At 57.4% G+C, this 25,557-nt stretch carries 5 protein-coding genes; all 5 read left to right on the top strand.

The annotated features are described in order from the left end of the window. Positions 1 to 320 precede the first annotated feature (320 nt). The 5 genes from RIN69_RS15425 (at position 321) to ompC (ending at position 25,532) form a co-directional block, all read left to right on the top strand. On the top strand, positions 321 to 19,034 hold the full coding sequence (locus RIN69_RS15425; protein WP_313852865.1) for an Ig-like domain-containing protein: 18,714 nt from the start codon (positions 321 to 323) through the stop codon (positions 19,032 to 19,034). A gap of 83 nt (positions 19,035 to 19,117) precedes the next feature. Beyond that, positions 19,118 to 20,470 carry a TolC family outer membrane protein gene (locus tag RIN69_RS15420; RefSeq protein ID WP_313852864.1) on the top strand — a complete coding sequence of 451 codons (1,353 nt, stop codon included), beginning with the start codon at positions 19,118 to 19,120 and terminating at the stop codon, positions 20,468 to 20,470. A gap of 37 nt (positions 20,471 to 20,507) precedes the next feature. After that, positions 20,508 to 22,658, top strand: a complete 2,151-nt coding sequence (locus RIN69_RS15415; protein ID WP_313852862.1) for a type I secretion system permease/ATPase — start codon at positions 20,508 to 20,510, stop codon at positions 22,656 to 22,658. Continuing rightward, the gene (locus RIN69_RS15410) at positions 22,655 to 23,824 is read left to right on the top strand and encodes an HlyD family efflux transporter periplasmic adaptor subunit (RefSeq protein WP_313852861.1); all 1,170 of its coding nucleotides are present in this window, start codon (positions 22,655 to 22,657) and stop codon (positions 23,822 to 23,824) included. Before RIN69_RS15415 ends, RIN69_RS15410 begins: the two co-directional genes overlap by 4 nt. A gap of 601 nt (positions 23,825 to 24,425) precedes the next feature. Then, entirely contained in the window at positions 24,426 to 25,532 is a 1,107-nt protein-coding gene (gene ompC / locus RIN69_RS15405) for a porin OmpC (protein ID WP_313852859.1), read from the top strand. The last annotated feature ends 25 nt before the right edge of the window (positions 25,533 to 25,557 follow it).

The following is a 25,557-nucleotide window of genomic DNA, read 5'->3' as shown; positions in this document are numbered from 1 at the left end:
TCAGTATTGCCAGTAAAAAATAACATTAGAATATCTAAACTGTTCAATCTGTTTATTAAATCGAAACGATTAATAATTATCACCACTCAGTTGCCGTTTGTTGATTATATCTGGAGGGCGGAATAGATAAATAGAAATCGATATTCCAGGGTTTATGCCGTAAATTTGCGCTTTAGATTGGTTTTTTACTCACTAGTGATGCCAGGTTTAGATATCAATAAACGTAAACATTAACGATTATGTCGCACGCAATTGTGAAGGTTTAATTAAGTTTATGCGCGCGACATATCACCTCAACTGGTGTGTAAGGGGTCATATAAATGGCACAGCTTAATCAAGGCCGCGTCGATGTTATCTCGCGCGATAATGGAACACTTATCTCTCAGGTCAACGGCGGTTTTACCCACTCGGTGATGCTGACTGAACCGAGTGTGATAAAGATAAATGGCACTCGTGAGATGGTCACCGAGTTTGAACGGCAGGGTAATGACCTGATCCTGCATATGCGTGACGGCAGCGTGGTGCGCTATAAACAATTTTTCCTCGATGATGTGGATGGCCTGCACAGTGAGCTGGTGTTTGATGATGGCATCAACCCTCCACAACATGCGCTGTTCCCGCTGACCAGCGCTGCGGCAGATCCCAATGCGGTGGTAGTGCTAAATCCGCAGTATGAATCGCTCAGTAATATTGATGCGCTGTTGCTGGCGGATAATCAGAATAATGATGACATCTTTACCGCCGCTGGCTTCGGCTTGCTTGGTATTGCCGGGGGAGCCATTGCGGCGGCTAGCGGAGGCAGCAGCGGCAGCGGTCGTCGGGATGGGGAGAATAATAACCCGCCGGCGCCGCAACAGCCGACCATCACCATTAACACCTTTGCCGGTGACAATATTCTCGATGCCGATGAGAAAGGCAGCAGCCAGACCATTTCCGGCACCACCACCAATGTTGAAGCGGGCAGAATCGTCACCATTACTTTGGGCGGCGTCAGTTACACCGCCACCGTTGCGGCTAACGGCAGCTGGAGCGTATCGGTACCGCCTGCGGCACTTCAGGCGCTGGCTAACGGCAACACCACCATCAGCGCCACGGTCAGCGACGCGGCGGGCACCAGCGCCAGCGATACTCAGGCGATTACCGTAACCGGGCCAACGGTGGAGATCCCGACCATCACCATCGGCACCTTTGCCGGTGACAATGTTCTCGATGCCGATGAGAAAGGCAGCAGCCAGACCATTTCCGGCATCACCACCAATGTTGAAGCGGGCAGAATCGTCACCATTACGCTGGGCGGCGTCAGTTACACCGCCACCGTTGCGGCTAACGGCAGCTGGAGCGTATCGGTACCGCCTGCGGCACTGCAGGCGCTGGCTAACGGCAACGCCACCATCAGCGCCACGGTCAGCGACGCGGCGGGCACCAGCGCCAGCGATACTCAGGCGATTACCGTAACCGGGCCGACGGCGGAGATCCCGACCATCACCATCGGCACCTTTGCCGGTGACAATATTCTCGATGCCGATGAGAAAGGCAGCAGCCAGACCATTTCCGGCACCACCACCAATGTTGAAGCGGGCAGAATCGTCACCATTACTTTGGGCGGCGTCAGTTACACCGCCACCGTTGCGGCTAACGGCAGCTGGAGCGTATCGGTACCGCCTGCGGCACTGCAGGCGCTGGCTAACGGCAATACCACCATCAGCGCCACGGTCAGCGACGCGGCGGGCACCAGCGCCAGCGATACTCAGGCGATTACCGTAACCGGGCCGACGGCGGAGATCCCGACCATCACCATCGGCACCTTTGCCGGTGACAATATTCTCGATGCCGATGAGAAAGGCAGCAGCCAGACCATTTCCGGCACCACCACCAATGTTGAAGCGGGCAGCACCGTCACCATTACGCTGGGCGGCGTCAGTTATACCGCGACCGTTGCGGCTAACGGCAGCTGGAGCGTATCGGTACCGCCTGCGGCACTGCAGGCGCTGGCTAACGGCAACGCTACCATCAGCGCCAGCGTCAGTAATAGCGCCGGAAGCAGCGCTAATGACACGCTGAATATTACGGTGACCGGCGATGCGGGGGAGCCACCCACTCTGTCACTGAATGATTTCGCCGGTGACAATGTGCTGGATGGCGCAGAGAAGCAAATCGACCAGACACTTAGCGGCACGACCACAAATGTTGAAGCGGGCAGAACCGTCACCATCACGCTGGGCGGCGTGACCTATAGTGCGTTGGTGCAGGGCGATGGCAGCTGGAGCGTTGTGGTGCCTTCCTCGGCGCTGGCAGCGCTGGCGGCCGGAACTATCACGATTAATGCCAGCGTCAGCAATGCCGCAGGCGTTAGCGCCAGCGACAGCAGTTCACTGATTGTCGAGCCGGATACCAGCGGCAGTATTGCCCTTGAACCGATCAGCGAAGATGGCTATCTCAATGCCACCGAAGCGCAATCACCGCTGATTATCAGCGGAACCACTACCGGGGTTGCTGAAGGCAGTACCGTTACCATTAGCTTTAACGGTGTCAATTACACGGCAACAGTCGGGGCTGATGGTCGCTGGAGTGCCACCATTCCGGCTTCGGCACTTGGCGTGCTGGAAGATGGCACGCTGGTTGTTACCGCCAGCGTCTCTGACAGCGCAGGCAATACCGTGACCAATAGCGGTCAGCTGGATGTGGTAATCAACAACCTGCCGGATGCTACCATCGATCCGCCATTTGGCGGCGACGGCGTGCTGAACGGCGATGAAGCGGGCAGCGACCAGACCATCAGCGGCAACACCGGAGTAAGCGGTCCGGGACAGACGGTGGTGGTGACCCTCGGCGGCAACGACTATCCGGCGACGGTCGGCAGTGACGGCGGCTGGACGGTAACGATTCCTGCCGGCGATCTCGGCAACCTGCCGCAGGGCAGCGGCAACCCGATCGTGGTGGTGGTTACCGATCCGGCGGGCAACACCAGTACCTCGACCACGCCGGTGCTGGTGGATACCGTCGCGCCAGCGCTGGCGCTGGACGGCCCGATTTCCGGTGACGGCTACCTGAACGCGCAGGAGCAGGGCGAACCGTTAATTATCAGCGGCAGCGGTGAGGCGGGCGCGGCAATTGTCGTTACGCTGAACGGCGAGCAGTACAGCGCTACGGTCGGCAGCAACGGCCTGTGGAGCGTCACCGTTCCGGCCGCCGACCTGGAAAATATCGCCGACGGCAGCTACAGCGTGGTGGTCACCGCCACCGACGCTGCGGGTAACGTCAGCAGCGTCAGCAGCCCGCTGACGGTGATTGCCGATCCGGCTAATCAGCCGACGATTACTCTCGATCCGTTTGCCGGTGACGGGGTGCTGGACGGCGCGGAGCAGCAGGTCGACCAACAGCTGAGCGGCTCGACCACCCATGTGCAGGCGGGCCAGGTGATTACCGTCACGCTGGGCGGCGTGAATTACAGCGGCGTGGTGGCGGCCGACGGCAGCTGGTCGGTGACGGTCCCGGCCAGCGCGCTGGCGGGGCTGGACAATGGCACGCAGAACTTCAGCGTCAGCGTCGATGACGTGGCGGGCAACAGCACCAGTCGTGACGGCAGCTTTGAAGTGGACAACACCCTTGCTTCGCTGGCGTTCGATCCCATCAGCGACGACGGCTATCTCAACGCGGTGGAGGCGCAGAGCGATCTGACGGTAAGCGGCACCTCAAGCAACGTGGCGGCGGGCAGTATTGTCAGCTTTGAGCTGGGCGGCAATACCTATACTGCCACCGTTGGTGCGGACGGCAGCTGGAGCACCACCGTGCCGGCCAGCGTACTGGCCGGGCTGGCGGACGGCCCGTTAACCCTTACCGCCACCACGCCGGGGCCAAACGGCAGCACTATTTCTGCCAGCGGAACGCTGATTGTGGCAATCAACAACCTGCCGGATGCCACCATCGATCCGCCATTTGGCGGCGACGGCGTGCTGAACGGCGATGAAGCGGGCAGCGACCAGACCATCAGCGGCAACACCGGAGTAAGCGGTCCGGGACAGACGGTGGTGGTGACCCTCGGCGACAACGACTATCCGGCGACGGTCGGCAGTGACGGCGGCTGGACGGTAACGATTCCTGCCGGCGATCTCGGCAACCTGCCGCAGGGCAGCGGCAACCCGATCGTAGTGGTGGTTACCGATCCGGCGGGCAACACCAGTACCTCAACCACGCCGGTAATTGTGGATACCGTCGCGCCAGCGCTGGCGCTGGACGGCCCGATTTCCGGTGACGGCTACCTGAACGCGCAGGAGCAGGGCGAACCGTTAATTATCAGCGGCAGCGGTGAGGCGGGCGCGGCAATTGTTGTCACGCTGAACGGCGAGCAGTACAGCGCCACGGTCGGCAGCAACGGCCTGTGGAGCGTCACCGTTCCGGCCGCCGATTTAGAAAATATCGCCGACGGCAGCTACAGCGTGGTGGTTACCGCCACCGACGCGGCAGGTAACGTCAGCAGCGTCAGCAGCCCGCTGACGGTGATTGCCGATCCGGCCAATCAGCCGACGATTACTCTCGATCCGTTTGCCGGTGACGGGGTGCTGGACGGCGCGGAGCAGCAGGTCGATCAACAGCTGAGCGGCTCGACCACCCATGTGCAGGCGGGCCAGGTGATTACCGTCACGCTGGGCGGCGTAAATTACAGCGGCGTGGTGGCGGCCGACGGCAGCTGGTCGGTGACGGTTCCGGCCAGCGCGCTGGCGGGGCTGGGCAACGGCACGCAGAACTTCAGCGTCAGCGTCGATGACGCGGCAGGTAACAGCGCCAGCCGTGACGGCAGCTTTGAGGTGGACAACACCCTTGCCGCGCTGGCGTTCGAGCCAATCAGCGACGACGGCTATCTTAATGCGGTGGAGGCGCAGAGCGACCTGACGGTAAGCGGCACCTCAAGCAACGTGGCGGCGGGCAGTATTGTCAGTTTTGAGCTGGGCGACAATACCTATACTGCCACCGTTGGTGCGGACGGCAGCTGGAGCGCCACCGTGCCGGCCAGCGTACTGGCCGGGCTGGCGGACGGCCCGTTAACCCTTACCGCCACCACGCCGGGGCCAAACGGCAGCACTATTTCTGCCAGCGGGACGCTGATTGTGGCAATCAACAACCTGCCGGATGCCAGCCTTGATACCCCATTCACCGACGGAATACTCAACGGTGAAGAGTCGCAGAGCGATCAAACCCTGAGCGGTAATACCGGTGTGACGGGCGCGGGTCAAAGCGTTATCGTCACCCTCGGCGGCAACGACTATCCGGCACAGGTAAACAGTGACGGCAGCTGGAGCGTGCAGATTCCGACCGAGGTGCTGCAAGCGTTACCGAACGGCAGCAGCACTATTGTGGTAGTGGTCAGCGATGCTGCGGGCAACACCAGCACGATAACCACGCCAGTCACCGTCGATACTTTGGCACCACAGCTCAGTATTGAGCCGATCTCTGATGATGGCCTGATTAATGCGAATGAACAAAATCAACCGCTGACGATTGACGGCAGCGCTGAAGCGGGAGCGACGGTAACCGTGACGCTAAACGGCGTCGATTATCCGGCCATCGTCGATAACAATGGTGACTGGAGAGTCACTATCCCGGCGGCAGTCCTGCAAGGGCTGGATGACGGCAATTACTCAGTGACGGTGACTGCTACCGACGCTGCCGGTAACAGCAGCACGCAAACCAGTGATTTCTCGCTGATCACCGCACCTCCGGCCTTTACGCTGGCACCGGTGGCCGGTGATGGCATTCTTAACAGTGTCGAACAGGGGCAGCCACTGACGCTGAATGGCACGGGTACGCCGGGCGACAATGTCAGCGTCACGCTGAATGGCAAGAATTACAACGCAACAGTGGCGGCTAATGGCGACTGGTCACTGATTGTGCCCGCCGCCGATCTGGCCGCGCTGGCCGACGGCAGCAGCTATACGGTAGCGGTTACCGTAACCGATGCGGCGGGTAATACCGCGACGCAGCAAAGCTCGCTGGCGGTAGATACTACCGCGCCGAACTTTACCCTCAATCCAGTTGCCGGTGACGGCGTGCTTAACGCCAGCGAGCAGGGCGAGCCGCTGCTGATTAGTGGCAATGGCAGCGCGGGCGATAGCGTTACCGTAACGCTAAATGGCAAAGAGTACGCCGCTACCGTTGGCGCGAACGGTCAATGGTCAGTGCAGATTCCGCCAGCCGATCTGGCGGCACTGAATGAGGGTGACTACACACTGAGCGTGGCAGTCAGCGATGCGGCAGGTAACACCAATACGCAAACGACGCCACTGACGGTGGATACCGCCGAGCCGTTGCTGACGGTCGATCCGATTGCCGAAGACGGGGTAATTAATGCCACCGAGCAAGGGCAGCCGTTGATAATCAGCGGTACCGCCAACGCCGGAGACATTATTACCCTCACGCTGAATGGTCAGCAGTACACCGCCACCGTCGGCAGTAATGGTGAATGGAGTGTGAATATTCCGGCCTCGGCGCTGGCCGCGATTGATGATGGCGATTACCCACTCACGATTACGGCCACCAATGCGGTTGGCAACAGTACAACGGACAGTTCTACGCTGATTGTAGATACCGCCGCGCCAGCGCTTAGCGTAGAGCCGATTTCCGGTGACGGTTATCTGAACAGCGCCGAGCAGGGGGAAACCCTGACGGTTAACGGCAGCGGCGATGCTGGCGACAGTGTTACCGTGACGCTGGACGGCGTCGAATATCCGGCGATCGTCAGCAGCAATGGACAATGGAGCGTGGATATTCCGGCATCGGCGCTGGCCGGGCTGGCCGATGGCGCTTATACCGTTAGCGTTACGGTAATTGATGCGGTGGGGAATACCACCACCGTCACACGTCCGTTAACCGTAGCGGCCGATCCGGCCAATCAGCCAACCATTAGCGTCGATCCGTTTACCGGTGACGGCGAGCTGAATGGTGCCGAGCAGGGTGAGGATCAGCTGCTTACCGGTACCACCAGCAATGTACAAGCCGGGCAAATCGTCACCGTCACGCTGAACGGCGTGGAGTTTACCGGTCTGGTACAGTCAGGTGGCGGCTGGAGCGTGGTTATCCCGTCATCGGCGTTTGCTGGTTTACAGAACAGTACGCAAACATTTACCGTTACCGTCAGTGATGCGGCGGGGAATAACGCCAGTACCAGCGAACAGTTCACCGTCGATAATAGCTTTAGCGCCGTGGCGATTGGCATTATCAGTGGTGATGACTATCTGAATGCCACTGAAGCACAGTCCGATCTCACCATCAGCGGCAGTTCGAATAATGTTGCTGCGGGCAGTATTGTCACGGTCAGCTTTAATAATGTTGATTACAGCGCTACCGTCGGGGCAGATGGCAAGTGGAGCACGAATATTCCGGCTGCGGCACTGGCAGGTTTGCCGGATGGTCCACTGACGGTAACCGCCAGCGTGGTGGATATTAATGGCAATACGGTTAGCAGCGACACCACCCTTAACGTATTGATCAACGATTTACCACAGCCAACGCTGGATACGCCATTCGGCGATGGTGTGCTGAGTGGTGATGAAGCTGATACTCCGCAAACCCTGACCGGCAGCACCGGTGTTACGGGCAACGGTCAGAGCGTCACGGTCAACATTGGCGGCGTGGATTATCCGGCTACCGTTGATGGTGACGGAAACTGGACGGTAACGATACCGTCGGCGGCATTGCAGAATCTGCCGGACGGCAGCAGCAGCGTGGTGGTGACGGTAAGCGATATTGCGGGCAACGGCGGCAGTTTAACCACGCCGGTAGCGGTAGACACCACGCCACCGAATATTGTCATCAACCCGATTTCTGGCGACGGGCTGATCAATGCCAGTGAGCAGGATCAACCGTTAACCGTTAGCGGTACCGCAGAAGCTGGCAGCACGGTGATTATCACGCTGAATGGCGTCGATTATCCGGCGACGGTAGCGGCCAATGGCAGCTGGAGCGCGACTATTCCGGCGACGGCATTACAGGCGTTGGCCGACGGCGCCTGGGATATCAGCGTCACCGCTACCGATGCCAACGGCAACAGCGCCAGCGCGCTCGGTCCATTTACCGTCGATAGCGCTGCGCCATCCTTTACCATCGGTACGCTGGCTGGTGACGGCATTCTTAATGCCAGTGAACAGGGGCAACCGCTGGCGATAAGCGGCACCGGCACCGCCGGTGACAGCGTCAGCGTAACTCTTAACGGCACCAGCTATAGCGCGACCGTCGGGCCAAATGGCCAATGGTCGATTAGCGTGCCGGCCAGCGATCTTGCCACACTGACCGACGGCAGTTATCCGGTCAGCGTTACGGTCAGTGATGCGGCGGGCAACACCACCACGCAGCAAACCAGCCTGGCGGTGGATATCAGCGCACCGGCTTTGTCGCTTAACACGCCATCCGGTGATGGTGTTCTTAACAGCGCCGAGCAGGGGCAACCGCTGCTGTTAAGCGGCAGCGGCAGCGCAGGTGATAGCGTGACCGTCACTCTGAATGGCAAAACGTACCAGGCTACGGTTGGCGTCAATGGCATCTGGTCGCTGGAAGTACCGGCTACGGATCTGGCGGCGCTGGATGAGGGAGCAAACCCACTTAGCGTGACGGCACGCGATGCGGCGGGAAATAGCACCACGCTGCAGAGCAATCTGACACTCGATACCGGGCAGCCAACATTGACGGTAGCCGTGGATATTTTTGCCGGCAACGGCATTGTCGACAATGCGGAATCGCGGGTTGATCAGCGGCTGACCGGCACCAGCACCAATGTAGAAGCCGGGCAAATTGTCACGGTAACGCTGGCGGGCGTCAGCTACAGCGGCGTAATACAGAGTAGCGGTGCGTGGAGCGTAACGATTCCGGCCGGAGCGATGGCCGGACTGAGCGATGGCAGCCAGAGCCTGACGGTCAGCGTCAGTAACGCCGCAGGCAACAGTGTCACCGTTACCGGCAGCTACACCGTAAATACCAGCGGCAGCAGCCTGGCGATAGAACCGATCGCCGGTGATGGCTATCTGAACGCCAACGAACAGCAGGCGGCGATTGAAATCGCCGGTCAGACCAGCAATGTGCTGCCAGGCAGTCTGGTGCAGGTAACGGTCAATGGTATCAGTTATAACGCTACCGTCAGCGCCGACGGCAGTTGGACGGCCATCGTCCCGGCCGGAGCGCTGGCAGGCGTCGCAGATGGTCCGCTAATCATCAGTGCCACGGTCAACGATGCTGCCGGAAATCCGCTTACCGCTACCTCAACGCTGAATGTGCTGGCGAATCCACAGCTGGCAGTCAGCATTGATCCTCCATTTGGTGACGGCTCGCTTAACGCCGGGGATGTTGAAAATAACGGCACGCTGACCGGCAGCACCGGTGTCAGTGGCGATGGCCAGACGGTGACCGTCAGCTTTGGCGGTAACGATTACAGCGGCACTGTTGCCAGCGATGGCAGCTGGAGCGTGACCATTCCGGCGCAGGTGCTGGAAAACTTACAGCAGGGCAATACGCCTTTCACCGTCACGGTGGGCGATATTGCCGGTAACACCGCCAACGGCAGCGACAGCGTGCTGGTCGATACGCTGCCACCGCTATTGCTGGTTGATACGTTGTCCGGCGATGGCGTGCTGAACGCCAGTGAACAAGGGCAACCTTTGCCGGTGAGCGGCAGTGGCGAAGCCGGTGCGGAAATTAGCGTCAGCCTGAATGGTATCGACTACACCACCACCGTGGCCGCTGACGGGAGCTGGACGCTAACCATTCCCGCCGCGGCGCTTGGCGAGCTGGCCGACGGCGACTATAACCTGACGGTGATTGCCACCGATGCCGCAGGCAACAGCAGTCAGCAAAACAGCCCGCTGACGGTAAAAGCCGATGCCAATAATCTGCCGACCATCAGCATTGATACTTTTGCTGGTAACAATATTGTCGATGGTGCCGAGCAGCAAACGGCTCAGACGCTGTCGGGTATTGCTACTCAGGTTGAGGCCGGTCAGACGGTAACCGTTACGCTGAATGGTCAAATTTATACCGCTCAGGTGCAGCCAAGCGGTGGCTGGAGTGTGTTAATTCCATCCGGTGCGCTACAGGGTTTAGCTGACGGCAGCGCCACCATTACCGTTGCGGTCAGCGATGCCGCAGGCAATACCGCCAGTAACACGCTTGATATTGAGGTTAACAGTGCGGCATCCGGGCTGGCGGTTAATACCCTCAGTGACGACGGTTATCTGAATGCGGCTGAAGCGCTGGAAGAGCTGCTGATTAGCGGCTCCTCAGTGAATGTACCGCAGGGTAATGTTGTCACTGTCACATTTAATAATCAGACCTTTACTGCTGAAATCGGCGCTAATGGTGTCTGGAGCGTGCTCGTTCCTCCGGCCTCGCTGGCAGGATTGCCGGATGGCCCGGCCACGATTAGCGTCAGCGCTATTGATGCGGCGGGCAATGCGGTCAGCAGCAGCGCCACGTTGAATGTGCTGGTTAATCAACTGCCTGATGCCACTATTCAGCCGCCGTTTGGTGACGGCGTGCTGAATGCCGCCGAGGCGGGCAGCGACCAGCCGTTGCGTGGCACTACCGGCGTCAGCGGTGACGGACAAACCGTCAGTGTTGTTATTAACGGCACCAGTTACAGTGGCACGGTTGATGGCAACGGTAACTGGACGATAAACCTGCCGACGGCAGTATTGCAGGCGCTGGCAGAGGGCGACAGCAGTGCACAAGTTACGGTCAGTGATGCCGCTGGCAACAGCAGTACGATTGATGCGCCATTTACCGTCGATCGCGAAGCGCCGGTATTAACCATCGATACTATTGCGGGCGACGACCGGGTTAATGCGCTGGAATCGGGGGCTGTGATTAGCATTTCTGGTAGCACCAGCGCTGAGCAAGGCCAGATCGTCACCGTTGTGCTTAATGGTCAGACCTACAGCGCCACCGTCGACGCCAGCGGCAACTGGAGCTTTGATTTGCCAGCCGGTGCACTGGCGGGAATTGTTAATGGCAGCTACACCCTGACCGCCACGGTCAGTGATTCAGCGGGCAACCCGGTAACCTCCACCAGTGAAATTGAGGTTGAAACCGCCGCGCTGGTACCAACGCTGGATACACCCTTTACCGATGGTTATCTCAATATCGACGAGGCGCAAACCACCCAGACGCTGAGCGGCACGACCGGCGCAACCGGTGACGGCCAGTCGGTGGTGGTCAGTGTGGGGGGCAACGATTATAACGCCACGGTTGATGCCGATGGCAACTGGTCGCTGGAGCTGGATGCGGACACCCTGCAAGGACTGGCGAGCGGTAATCTGCCGATTGTGGTGACGGCTACCGACAATGCCGGAAATCAGGGAACCATCGACAGCAACGTCAGCGTCGATTTCGACGCGCCGACGCTGGATATCAATGATATTGCTGGCGATAACATTATTAATGCCGCCGAGGCACAACAGGTGGTGGTGGTCAGCGGTACCGCGTCGCTCAGTGAGGCAGGTCAGCAGGTTACCGTACTGTTTAATGGTCAAAGCTACCAAACGCTGGTGCAGAGTAATGGCAGCTGGAGCGTTAATCTTCCCGCCAGTACATTACAGGGGTTAGCGGACGGTGACTATCCGGTCAGCGTTTCGCTAACTGATGCCGCAGGCAACAGCACCACGGTCGAACAAACCCTGACCCTTGATGCCAATATCGCGACTCTGCCGACGCTAAGTATCAATGCGGTGTCGGAGGATGACTACATTAATCAGGCTGAGTCAGGCGAAGCGCTGGTTATCAGCGGCACCAGCAGTAATCTGGAAGCCGGGCGCACCGTCAGCGTGTTACTGAACGGCAAAACCTACAGCGCAACCGTCGATGACGAGGGTAACTGGAGCGCCACCGTGCCCGCCGCCGATGTTGGCGCGTTGGCGGACGGTGCACAAACCATTACCGCCAGCGCCACTGATAATGCGGGCAACCCGGCGAGTAACACGCACACGGTGACGGTGATTGCCGATGCGGACTCACAGCCACTGTTAACGATTAATCCGGTCAGCGGGGATGATATCGTCAATGCCCAGGAAGCCAATAGTCCACTGGTAATCAGTGGCTCCAGCCAGCGAATCCCCGATGGCGGTACGGTAGTGGTGACGCTGAATGGCAATAGCTATAACGCCACGGTTGATGCCAACGGCAACTGGAGCACCACTGTTCCGGCGGCAGATGTGCAGGCGCTGGATCAGGGCAGCAATACCGTTACCGCCAGTGGTGAGGATATCGCCGGTAATCGCGCCGATGCCAGCCACGACTTTATCGTCGACAGCGAAGCGCCGTTGCTGGATATCACGCTGGATGTTGGGCTGGACGGTATTCTCAATCTGGCAGAAGCACTGGCCGGGCTGCTGGTCAGTGGCTCGACCGAAGCTGGATTAACGGTAACGGTAACACTGAACAATAAACAGTACACCGCTACCGCCGACAGCAGCGGTGACTGGAGCCTGACTATTCCGGCCGGAGATTTACTGCTGCTGAATGACGGCACGCTGGAAGTGGGCGTATCAGTCACTGACAGCGCGGGCAACACCACCACTGAGCTGGTCGATTTAGATGTGGCAATCAACGCGCTGCCGCTGCTGACCATCAGTACACCGTTTATTGACGGCCTGTTAAGCGCCGGTGAAGCGGCCGCCGCGCAGTTACTGAGTGGAACCGCCACCCATCTTGCCGCCGGAACCGTGCTGGAGATTTCTGTCGGCGGCCTGACTTTTGCAGGCTTGGTTAATGCCGATGGAACATGGAGCGCCACGCTGCCGGCCGGTGCACTGGCCGGGCTGCCCGATGGCCCGCTGCAGCTGGAAGTCAATGCGACAGATGCGGCAGGCAATCCGGCGGCAGTCACGACTACCGTTGATTTGCTGATTAATAATCTGCCAGTGGCTACCATTCTGCCACCTTTTGTGGATGGCGCACTGAACGCGGTTGAAGCTGGCATCAATCAGACGATTAACGGCACTACCGGTATTACCGGAGCAGGCCAGACCGTTACGCTGAATATTGACGGTAATCCGTTTACCACTACGGTGGACTCCAACGGTAACTGGAGCACGACGCTGACGCCAGCACAGCTGGCCCAACTGGGTAACGGTGATCATACTATCGATGTGGTAGTAACCGATCGCGCTGGTAACAGTAACGAAGCGACCCTCGACTTTACTGCGATTATCACCGGTCTGCCGCAGCCAACGCTGCTGACGCCATTCATTGATGGCATCCTCAATGTGGCAGAAGCGGCAGCGGGCGGAACGCTGGATGGCACCAGCGGTATCACCGGTGAGCAAACCGTCACCGTGATTATTAATGGCAGTGCTTATCAGGCCAGCGTCGATGAAGCAACCGGAGAGTGGTCGCTGGATCTGCCCGCCAGTCTGTTGCAGACGCTGCCGGACGGCAACTGGCCGATCACCGTGTCGGTGACCGACAGCGTTGGTAACGTCGGCAGCGTGTCGGGAGCGGTGGTGGTAATGATCAACGATCTGCCACAGCCTACACTCAATCTGCCGTTTGGCGATGGTGCGTTGAATATTGCTGAAGCAGCAGCGGGGCAGCTGTTAAGCGGTAAAACCGGCATTATTGGCGGTGATCAGAGTGTTTCGGTGCTGATTTCCGGTTTTAACGGCGATAATCCGCTGACCGCCACGGTGGATGCCAACGGCAACTGGTTACTTAATCTGACGCCGACCCAGCTGGCAACCCTGGCTGACGGTCCTCATACCATTACCGTTACCGCCACTGATATGGCGGGTAACAGTGCCAATATTAGTCAGCAGGTGACTTCAGCACTGACGCTGCCGGACCCGGTAATAAACCTGCCGTTTATCGATGGCATCCTGAATATCGCCGAAGCCGGCACAACTCTCACTCTGACTGGCAGCACTGGCGTTAACGGACTGAACCAGGGCGTTCAGCTAAAAATTGATGTTAACGGCATCAGTTACACCGGTATCGTTGATGCCGACGGTAACTGGCAGGTGGCTATTCCAGCTGGCGCACTTAGCGGACTGACTAACGGCATCCACAGCATTATCGTCACGGTCACCGACGGCGCCGGTAACACCAATACGCAGAGTCAGGACTTTACCGCCGCACTGACGCCGCCGTTACCGACGCTGGCGCTGGCATTTGATGATGGTTTTCTCAATGCCGAAGAGCTGATGACCGGCGCTACGCTGAACGGAACGACCGGGTTAACCGGAGCCGGCCAGCAGGTAACGGTGACGATTGCCGGAAATAATTATGACGCGGACGTTGATAACGCGGGTAACTGGACGCTCGACCTGGCAAACCCAGTGTTGGCCGGGCTGGCGCAGGGCAACACCAGTCTGGCAGTTGAAGTAACCGACTTTGCGGGTAACACGGCGAATATCACCAGCAGTTTTGTGGTGGATACGCTGGCTCCGGCGATCGCCATTACGCCATTTACCGGCGATAACACCCTGACCTATCTCGAAAGCCTGACTACGCAGACGCTCAGCGGCACCACCAGCGGAGCCACCACAGGCTCGATTGTTACGGTGACTATCGGTTCAGCCACGCTGACTGGCGTGGTGCAGGCGAATGGCAACTGGACGGTCAATGTCACGCCGGCTGCCATGGAGCAGTTGGGTACCACCAGCGGTAATATTGGCGTCACGGTCACCGACGCCGCTGGCAATATCGGTAATGCTTCCATCACCGTCGCGGTCAATCTGACGCCGCCGCCAGCGACGCTGGTGACGCTGATGCCAGTGAACGGCGACAACATTATCAACGCCGCTGACGGCAGCGCTGCGGTCACGCTTAGCGGCAGTTACGCTAATCTCGGTTTGTTGGGGGGTACCATTAGCGTCACGGTGAACGGCATCAGTGTCGGCAGTACGCCGGTGATTGGTGATGACGGTAACTGGAGCATTAATGTGCCAAATGGCATCTTTATTGATGGCAACGCCAGCGTCACCGTTACCGCTGTCGGCCCCGGCGGCACGGCATCCACCACTTCGACGCTGCTGGTGGATCGCGGCATACCCACGCTGACGATCAATGCCTTTGCTACGGATGATGTGCTGAATAGCAGCGAAACCACAGTCAGCCAGAGCATCAGCGGCAGCGCCTCGACCAGCGAAGCCGGTCGCACGGTGAATATCACCCTGAACGGTAAAAACTACAGCGCAGTGGTGCAGGCCAACGGCAGCTGGTCAACTTCCGTTCCGGTAGCTGATTTGCAGGCGCTGGGCCAGGGGGCGCAGACAATATCGGCCACCCTCAGCGATGCGGCAGGCAATAACGGCTCGGCCAGCCATACCATCGACGTCGATACCGTCGCGCCGTTGCTGCAGATCGATGCCCTGCTGGGCGATAACATCCTCAACGCGCTGGATATTCTGTTAACTCAGACCCTGACCGGTCGTGCGCCGGGAGCAGAAGGCGAAACCATTGGTCTCTATCTCGGTGACGGCAATCCAATTGCCACCGGCGTGGTTAATCCGGACGGCACTTTCAGTATCGATCTGACACCGCAGGTGCTGGGAAGCCTGACCGAAGGCCCGCTGGTATTTGGCGTGCGGGTCAGTGATGAAGCCGGTAACCGCACTGAAGCCACGCTGACCGTGAATAAAGTGGTCAACAGCGCGCTGAACCTGGTGGTGGATTCGGTGTTCGGCGATGGCTTCCTTAATGCCGCCGATACGCTGGTTGCTCAGACCATCAGCGGCGTGGCGACCTCGGCGGGTATTGGCGCCAAAGTAGAATTAACCCTTGGCGGCACGACGCTTAGCGCCTCGGTCGGTCAGGATGGTAAATGGGCGATTGTGGTACCGCCTAATCTGCTACAGCTGTTGGATGACGGCAATATTGGGCTGAATCTGACCCTGACGGATGCCGCGGGCAACAGTCGTACCGTGACCGAAACCGTAACGGCGATTGTCGATAACCTGCCGGTGATTGGCAATCTTACCGGGCTGTTTGGCGGTGATAATCTGCTGAATGTGCTGGAGTCAACGCTGGCGCAAACCGTCGGCGGGGTGATTAATGCTGCCAGCGGTTCGGTGGTTACCGTCACGCTGGGCAGTAAATCCTACCAGAGCACGGTCAATGCGCTGGGCCAGTGGAGCGTCACGATTCCGCCGCTGGATCTCGGCGCATTACTCGACGGCACGCTGGCGCTGGGCGTTAAAGTGGTCGATCCGGCGGGGAATATTGCTTCCAGCTCGGTGAATGTCGGCATCTTCAATACGCAGCCGACCATCAGTCTCAGCCCGATCTTTGGCGACGGCATTCTGAATGTTGCTGATCTGCTGACCGGTCAGACCATCAGTGGCGTGGTTAATCATGTTGCCGCAGGCAGCATTGTCACGCTGAATATTGGCAACAGTAATGTTACCGCAACCGTCGGGCAGAACGGCGCGTTCAGTGCCGTGGTGTCGCCAAATATTCTCGGCACGTTACTCAATGGCAATCTGACGGTAGGGGCCAGCGTGACCGATGTGGCAGGCAATACCGCCTCGACCAGCGCCGGCCTGGTGGTAAAGGTGACGGCACCTACGGTTACGCTGTCGCCGCTGTTTGGTGATGGTCTGCTGAATGCCGCGGATGCGCTGCTCACTCAACTGATTGGCGGTACGGTTAGCGGTGCGGAGCCTGGCGCAAAAGTGGTGGTGAATATTGCCGGGCAAGATTTTGTTACCAGCACTGCCGCCAACGGCAGCTTTGGTATCTCGCTTTCACCGGCGATTCTGCAGGGCTTGCTGGATGGTAACCTGACGGTGGGGGTGACGGTGACTGACAGCGCAGGCAATACCGGCAGCGCCAGTGCTGGAGCGCTGGTGGGTATTCATAATCTGCCGGTCATTACTCTTAATCCACTGTTCGGTGACGGTGCGCTGAACCTGCTGGAATCGCTGGTCACCCAGACCATTAGTGGAACCATTGCCAATGTCGCCGCTGGCTCCATTGTTAAAGTCAATATCGGCAATTCAACGGTCACCGCGACGGTCGGTAATAACGGGCAATTCAGCGCACAGGTCACGCCAGATATTCTTGGCACCTTACTTAATGGCAATCTGACCGTCGGCGTCTCGGTAACGGATAACGTCGGGAATGTTTCCAGCGTTAGCGCTGGCGTGCAGGTGGGTATCAGTAACCCACCAACCCTGACGCTCAATCCGATATTCGGTGATGGCGTGCTGAGTGCCGCCGACCTGGTCACGGCGCAGACCATTAGCGGCAGCAGTACCAATTTGACTGCGGGATCGACGGTTAACGTCACTTTTGCCGGACACAATTACAGCGCACTGGTAACCAGCAATGGTAACTGGACGCTGAGCGTGCCGAAAACCGACCTTGCGACGCTGGCAAACGGCACGCTAACGATCGGCGCCTCAGCATCTGACGCTTACGGAAATATCGCCAGTAAAACCGGCGCGGTCAGCATTATCGCCAATACGCCACCGACCGTCAGCGTCAGCGCGGTCTTTGGCGATGGCTTATTGAATGCCGTCGATGCCCAGAGCGCCCAGACCATTACCGGTACTTCCACCAATGCCGAAGGCTCCATCATCAGTGTCAAAATTGGCACTCAGACTTTCACCGGCACGATTGGCGCCAGCGGCAGCTGGAGCGTTTCGGTACCGTCCGCCAGCCTGCTGGCGCTGGCCGATGGCACGCAAACTGTCACCGCCAGCGTGACCAATCCCGCAGGCAATAGCGGCACAGGCACCGGCAGCGCCATCGTCGGTACTCATACTATGCCAGGCGTAGCGATTGGCTCGATTTTTGGCGGTGACGGTTATCTGAATCTGGCGGAGGCTTCAATCGCGGAAACTATCAGCGGCACCTCGACTAATGCGGCTGGTGGGCAGATTTCACTGGATGTGGCGGGAACGGTGTATACCACCACTGTCGCTGCCAACGGCAACTGGAGCGTCAACATCCCATCCTCCGTACTGCGCAGTATCGCCGACGGCAGCTATACCATTTTGGCTACCCTGACCGATGCGGTGGGGAATATTGCGGTGGCTGGCAACAGCTTTACCGCGAAAACGCATGCGCTGCCGGTCATCGGCGTTGACCCGATACTCAGCCTGGTAAGTGTGTTGATTACCGGATTAACCATCAGTGGTGGAACGCTAAATCTGGCGCAGGGCACCCGGCTGAATGTCACGCTGAATGGCTCAACTCTGCAGGCATCCACCGATGCGCTGGGTCGTTATAGCGTGAAATTCCCGGGTGGGTTGTTAACCGCACTGAGCCTCAGCTCGATTGTGACGGTAACGGCGGTAGATATTGCCGGCAACCCGGCAGCGACCAGCAACACTCTGTTGCTCGGCTCGTTGCTGCCGGTGTCGGCGGCGGCGGCAGAGTCGACATCGCTGTTCTCAGCCAACGGTGAGGAGACCACTCATGGTGAGACTCACTCGCTGGCGGCGAGCAGCAGTGAGCAAGCCAGCGAAAAAACCCATGACGAGGCCAGTAGCGCGACAGCGGCCAGCGGCACGATCGATTCGACTATGGCGGATTTCACCGCCAGCACGCCTGTGACGGAGGGCAGTTACACCATCGGCGGAGTAGTGATTACGCTGGCGGATGGCAGTACACAGCAAGGTGCTTCTGTCACCGGCAGCGACGGCGATGACAGGGTAGCGGTCAGCGATCTGAACGTTGACCATATCGACGGCGGACAGGGTATCGATACGCTGGTATTAACCGGCGAACATCTGAATCTTGATCTCAGCGCTCTGGGGCTGAAAGTCGGCAATATTGAAGTGCTGGATCTTGGCAAATCAGGTACCAACAGCGTCAGGCTTGATCTGAATCAGGCGTTAAATCTTACCGACTCACCGCAGGATGATCTGCTGATCAGAGGTGCCGATGGCAGTCAGGTGACGCTCAGTAATACCGACGGCGGCGTCTGGGCCTCTGTCGGGCAGCGTACGGTAGACGGACAGATTTTTGACGTCTACCACAACTCGGCGCTGGTCAGTGACAACAACCTCGGCGATGTGCTGGTACAGCACAATTTGCAGGTGCATGTCGTTTAATCGGGTCACGCAACGGGTAAGGGTCACGCATGGCGTGACCCTTTTTTTCGCTCCCGCTGAGCATTAACCATTCGGTGTTCATCATGAAGAAAGTATTAGCGACATGTTGCTTAGGCGCCTGTTGCAGTCTCGCCGGGCATCCAGCCCAGGCTGCGGCTGTATCCATTGCGGAATTTAACTGGCGTGCTGCTCCCAGCGAGGAGCAGGTCGCCACTCTGACGCTGCGCGAAGCGATCTTGCGCGCATTTGCCCGTAACCCGAAAATAGCCGAAGCCGCAGCGCAAATTCATGTCGGTGAAGCTGAGCTGGATGCGGCGAAAAGCGGCTGGTATCCGCAGATTTCATTGCAGGCAAGTGGCGGCCGATCCAGCCAGACCGACTCTGCCGGCAGCATCAATAACAGTGCTTCCGGCGGCCTGAGTCTCAGCCAGTTGTTATATGACTTCGGGCGCACCGGTGGTGCCATCGACGAGCAACATGCGCTGTCCGATGCTTATCGTTACAGCTTATACAGCACCATGACCAGCGTGGCACAGGACACCTTGCGGGCCTATCTGGAAGTAAAGCGCTATCAGGCTTTAACCCAGGCTTCGCGAATCAATATTCGCTCGCTGGATCATGTCAGAGAGATAGCTCTCATGCGTGCGGATGCCGGGCTAAGTTCTCAATCTGATGTATTGCAGGCGCAAACGCGACTTGCCGGGATGCGGGCCACGCTGGAGCAGTATCGCGCCCAGCAGCGCTCTGCTCAGGCGCAGCTGACTGTGCTGACCGGCGTCGTGTCAGATAACTTACCGGAACTGCCGCAAAGCCTGCTGCAACAGCAGGTGACATTGAACAACATCGCCTACGAAAAAAGTGCCGCAGTGCGCAGTGCGCAGGCCAGACAGGAGGCGGCGCGCGAACGCGTGCGTCAGGCACAATCCAATCACTGGCCAACGCTTAAAGTCGAGGCTGGTCGAACCCGCTACGAAAACGATAACCGCTCTTACTGGGACGATCTGCTGCAACTGCGCGTTGAAGCGCCGCTTTATCAGGGCGGTTTAGTCAATGCAAAAACCCGCGCGGCAGCAGGCCAGCGTGAAGCGGCGCTGGCGGATATTCAGCAGTCGAAACTGGAAATTAATCAACGGGCCTCTACCGCTTACGCCGATATGATTGGCGCGCAGCAGCGCCAGCAGGCGGGGGAGGAGCAGCTGGCCAGTGCTGACCATACCCGCTCGGTATATGCCGATGAATACAAACTGAATAAGCGCAGCCTGAACGATCTGCTGAGCGTAGAACAGGATGTTTTCCAGGCTGACAGCATGCGCACTATGGCGCTATATGACGGCTGGGATGCCACGGTGCGTTACGCCGCGGCGGTCGATAATCTGCTCGACATTATGGGTATCGACCGCGAAGCCAATAGCGGACAAACCTTGCCTTCACTGTAAGCACTCACCTGCGAACCCCGGATAAAAGGCAATAAAGATGACGATACAAAGCCCCACTACCGAAAACTGGATTGATGCGATGCTGCGTGTGGCGGCGCGGTTTGGTAAACCGGCGGAAGGACAAAATCTACGCCAGCAGATGCGCTGGTTTGAGCATCTCAGCGCCAGTCAGCAGTTGGAACGGTTGGCCGGGCTGTTGGGACTGCATCTCACCATGATGCCACGCGACAGCATTCGCTGGCGTCAGGAAGTCACGCCGGTTGTGCTGATACTGGAAAGCGGCAGCGTGGCGGTGGTTGAATCGATTGATGGTGAAGCCAGAGCGCGCTACTGGATCAGCGACGGAGGAGACGTGGTGCGCGAAACGGAGCTGGCTTTACTGCTGGCGCAAAGTCGGCAGCAGGTGGCGATTATTGGCGTCGCGGCGCGCGGTCGCGATGCGCGCATTGACGAGTTTGTCCAGCCGTTTAAAAAGCACTGGTTCTGGCATAATTTTCGCGGCATGGGACGCCGCATTATGGAGATCTCACTGGCATCGGTGGTTGGCAATGTGCTGGCGCTGGCGGGGATTCTGTTTTCCATGCAGATTTACGATCGGGTGATCCCGGCACAGTCAGAATCAACACTCTGGGTGCTGTTTGTTGGCGTGCTGGTGGCTGCCGGAATTGAATATCTGATTCGCCTTATGCGAACTCAGGTATCTGATTCGATGGGAAAACGCATTGATTTAAAGGTGTCATCGATGCTGTTTGCGCGCGCGATGAATATTCGCAATGAAGCACGGCCAAAATCTACCGGCTCGTTTATTTCGCAGCTGCGGGAAATCGATCAGGTACGTGAGTTGCTGACCTCCACCACCGTCGGCGCGGCGGCCGACATGCCGTTTGTGATCCTGTTTCTGTTTATTATGGCGTTTATCGGCGGTCCACTGGTGATCATTCCGCTGCTGGCTATTCCGCTGATCGTGATTCCGGGTTTGCTATTACAGATTCCGATGGCGAAGCTGGCAAAAGAGGGGATGCGTGAAGGCGCGTTGCGCAATGCGGTGCTGGTGGAAACTATCGAGGGCATTGAGGATATCAAAGCGTTACAGGCTGAACCCTATTTTCAGCGTCAGTGGGAGCAAACCCATGAGGTCAGCGCTGCGGTTGGCATGAAACAGCGTTTGTGGGGCGCACGGCTGACCGGCTGGGCCTCAACGGTCCAGCAGTTAACCTATGCCGGAATGCTGGTGTTTGGCACCTATCTGGTACTGAGCGGCGATATCACTACCGGTACGCTGGTGGCAAGTAGCCTGCTGTCGTCACGCACCATTGCGCCGCTGATGCAGCTCACCATGGTGTTTTCCCGCTGGCAGCATGCAAAAAGCGCCATGAACGGGCTGGATGAGCTGCTGAAACGGCCGCTCGATCAGCCGGAAGAGGGCGATGTGGCTCATTGTCCGAGCCTGACCGGGCACTACGATCTTCGTAATGTGCAATATAGCTATGATGAAGAGAATGTGAAAAACGTGCTCAACGTAGCGAAACTGCAAATCAAACCCGGCGAGAGATTGGCGATTGTTGGCAAGGTCGGCGCAGGAAAATCGACGCTGCTGAAACTGCTGGCCGGGCAGGCAAGTGCGACACAGGGCAAAGTGGTGGTCGACGGCGTGGATATCAGCCATATCGACCCGGTAGATTTACGACGACAGCTGGGCTGGCTGTCACAGGATTCGCGGCTGTTTTTCGGCACGCTGCGGCAGAATCTGATGCTGGGCAACCCGCATGCCAGTGAGCAGGAGATGTTACAGGCGTTACGCGTCAGTGGCGCGCTCAGCATGGTGCAACAGGATGCAGCCAGTCTTGACCGGATCATCAATGAAGGCGGGCGCGGCCTGTCCGGCGGCCAGCGGCAAATGGTGATGCTGAGCCGGATGATCCTGCGCCAGCCGCAGGTGGTACTGATGGATGAGCCAACCGCCGCAATGGATGAGCAGCTGGAAGAACACGTGCTGCGCCAGATGCATAACTGGCTTTCCGGACGCACGCTGGTGCTGGTGACGCACCGCCCGGCGCTGCTGAAACTGGTTGATCGTATCGTGGTGATGGATAACGGCCGGATTATTGCCGATGGTGCTCGTGACGATATTCTGCGCGCCGTTAATCCTGCCGCAACCCCAGCCAATCAACCAGGAGATGCCGCATGAGCCTGTTGCTGATCGATCGTGATTTAAAGCGCAATGAAAAACGCACCTCGGCAATTATCTGGGTCTGCGCTGCCGCATTGCTGCTGTTTTTTATCTGGGCATACTTCGCCGTTCTTGATGAGGTTACGGTGGGTAGCGGTAAAGTGACGCCTTACACCCACGCGCAGGTTATTGAAACGCTGGATGGCGGTATCGTCGACCAGCTGAGCGTGCATGAAGGCGATATTGTTGAGAAGGGCGAGATACTGGCGCGGCTGGACCCGACCCGTTTTCAGTCCAACTTTGGTGAGGCGCAGTCAAAAGTACGTACCTTGCGCGCCTCGGCTGAACGCTTACGCGCCGAGCTGACCGGCGCACCGCTCCGATTCAGTGCTGAAACGCTGAAGGAGCCGGAGCTGGTGGCGCGTGAAACCCAGTTGTATCAGTCGCGTCGGCGTAATCTGACGGAAAGCGTCAGCAACCTGCAACAATCAATGAAACTGGTGCAGGATGAGCTGCGCATGACTCAACCGCTGGTGGCCAGAGGTGCGGCAGGTAAAGTGGAGGTGATTCGCCTGCAACGTCAGATCAGCGATCTGCGTGGAAAAATTGATGAAGCAACCAATGCCTATGCGGTGCGCGCGCGCGAAGAACAGGTAAAAAACAATGCCGATCTTGACGCACAGTTACAGGTATTGACCGGTAAACGCGATCAGCTTAACCATGCCACGCTCTATTCGCCGGTGCGCGGCATTGTTAAAGATATTCAGGTGACCACTGTCGGTGGCGTATTACAGCCGGGTGATAAGCTGATGGAGATTGTTCCACTGGAAGACCAGTTGCTAATCGAAACACGCATCAACCCGCGTGATATTGCTTACATCCGTCCAGGCCTGGCGGCCACGGTAAAAATCACTGCCTATGACTCATCAATCTATGGTGACTTAGCCGGAGAAGTTGAAACGGTTTCACCGGACACGCTGCAGGATGAAGTTAAGCGAGACCAATATTACTATCGCGTCTATGTTCGCACGCAAACAGCGGAATTAACCAACCGGGCCGGACGCAAATTCCCTATATTGCCAGGCATGGTGGCCAGTGTGGACATCAAGACCGGTGAGAAATCAGTGATGGATTATCTGATTAAGCCCCTGAACAAACTTAAAGAAGCATTACGCGAGCGTTAGTCATTACGACCACGTTACAATATGCCGTCGGTTATTTCTGGATAGTAATTAAATGGAAAAAAATTGGCGATTATTTCTTAACATATTGTGCGGAAATAAATGCGGCAAATCTACCGTTGCGGTGGATAATTGAGTGCTGATATTAACTTCAGGCTGGATGATCGCGGCTGAAAAACGGGCAAAAAAATGCCGGACAAAACGTCCGGCGGGAAATATAAGGGTAAAACATCTCATTCGGGGTGAATGAAGGTAATAATGAAATAAAATGATGATAGCGGGATCTATTCTATAACCTGATAGATAAAAAAAATTATCATTCAGTGCTCAAAAATGTAATCTTCTGTAAGTGTCTGAATAGAAAGCTTTGCTTATTTTTTTGACAATTAGTGCGATGTCCTTAGATTATGCGTGCTGGGTAAAAGTTCCTCTCCATTAATATTTTGTAATATGTTATTAGTACTTTGAAACACTTTCGGAAATTTAGTAGCATTTTCTTGATAGATTATTACTGCCCTCAAATTGACAATGGCTTCTCGGCTGAATTTTTAGACATTCAGCACGCAGTGGCAAATATAAGACACAATTAGAGGGTAATAAAAAAATGAAAATTCGCGTTCTTTCCCTGATGGTTCCGGCGCTGCTGATCGCTGGTTCAGCTGGCGCAGCAGAAATCTATAACAAAGACGGCAACAAATTAGACCTGTACGGTAAAGTCGATGGCCTGCATTATTTCTCCGATAATGATGGCAGCGATGGCGACCAGTCTTACGTCCGTTTCGGCTTTAAGGGTGAAACCCAGATTTCTCAACAGCTGACCGGTTATGGCCAGTGGGAATATCAGGCAGCACTGAACAACGCTGAGTCTGAAGGAACTAAAGACAGCTATACCCGTGTTGGTTTTGCTGGTCTGAAATTCGGCGAAGCCGGTTCATTCGACTACGGTCGTAACTACGGCGTGGCATACGATATCGGCGCATGGACTGACGTGCTGCCAGAGTTCGGTGGCGACACTTACGGCGCTGACAACTTCATGTTCTCACGCGGTAACGGCATGGCGACCTACCGTAACAACAACTTCTTTGGTCTGGTAGATGGCTGGAACTTCGCCGTTCAGTACCAGGGCAAAAACAGCAGCTCAACCGAATCCCCTAACGGCCGTAATGTGCTCGGTCAGAACGGTGACGGCTGGGGTCTGTCATCAACCTACGAGCTGGGCGATACCGGTCTGGCATTGGGTGCTGCAATGTTCTCTTCTGACCGCACCACCGAGCAGAACTCTGCACGCGTACTGGGTAACGGCGATAAAGCGACTGCATACACCGGTGGTCTGAAATATGACCAGAACAACATCTACCTGGCGGCGATGTTCACCAAGTCTTATAACGCCACCCGCTTCGGTAGCGTTGACTCAACTGCTTACGGTTATGCTGACAAAGCTGAAAACTGGGAGCTGGTAGCTCAGTACCAATTTGACTTCGGCCTGCGTCCTTCCCTGGCCTTCGTGACCTCTCGCGGTACTGAAGTACAAGGTTTCGGTAAACAGAACCTGAAAAAATACATCGATGTAGGCGCGACCTACTACTTCAACAAGAACATGTCCACCTATGTTGATTACCAGATCAACCTGATGGATGAAAACCAGTTCACCCGCGCTACCGGTATCAATACTGATGATATCGTCGCTCTGGGTCTGGTTTACCAGTTCTAAGTTGCTGACAGGAGCGCAGCCAGGC

Origin of the sequence: Winslowiella toletana (genome assembly GCF_032164335.1) — a bacterium.
Classification (GTDB): domain Bacteria; phylum Pseudomonadota; class Gammaproteobacteria; order Enterobacterales; family Enterobacteriaceae; genus Erwinia; species Erwinia toletana_A.
Note: the sequence above shows the minus strand (reverse complement) of the source record. Positions and strands in the feature narration are given on the sequence as shown.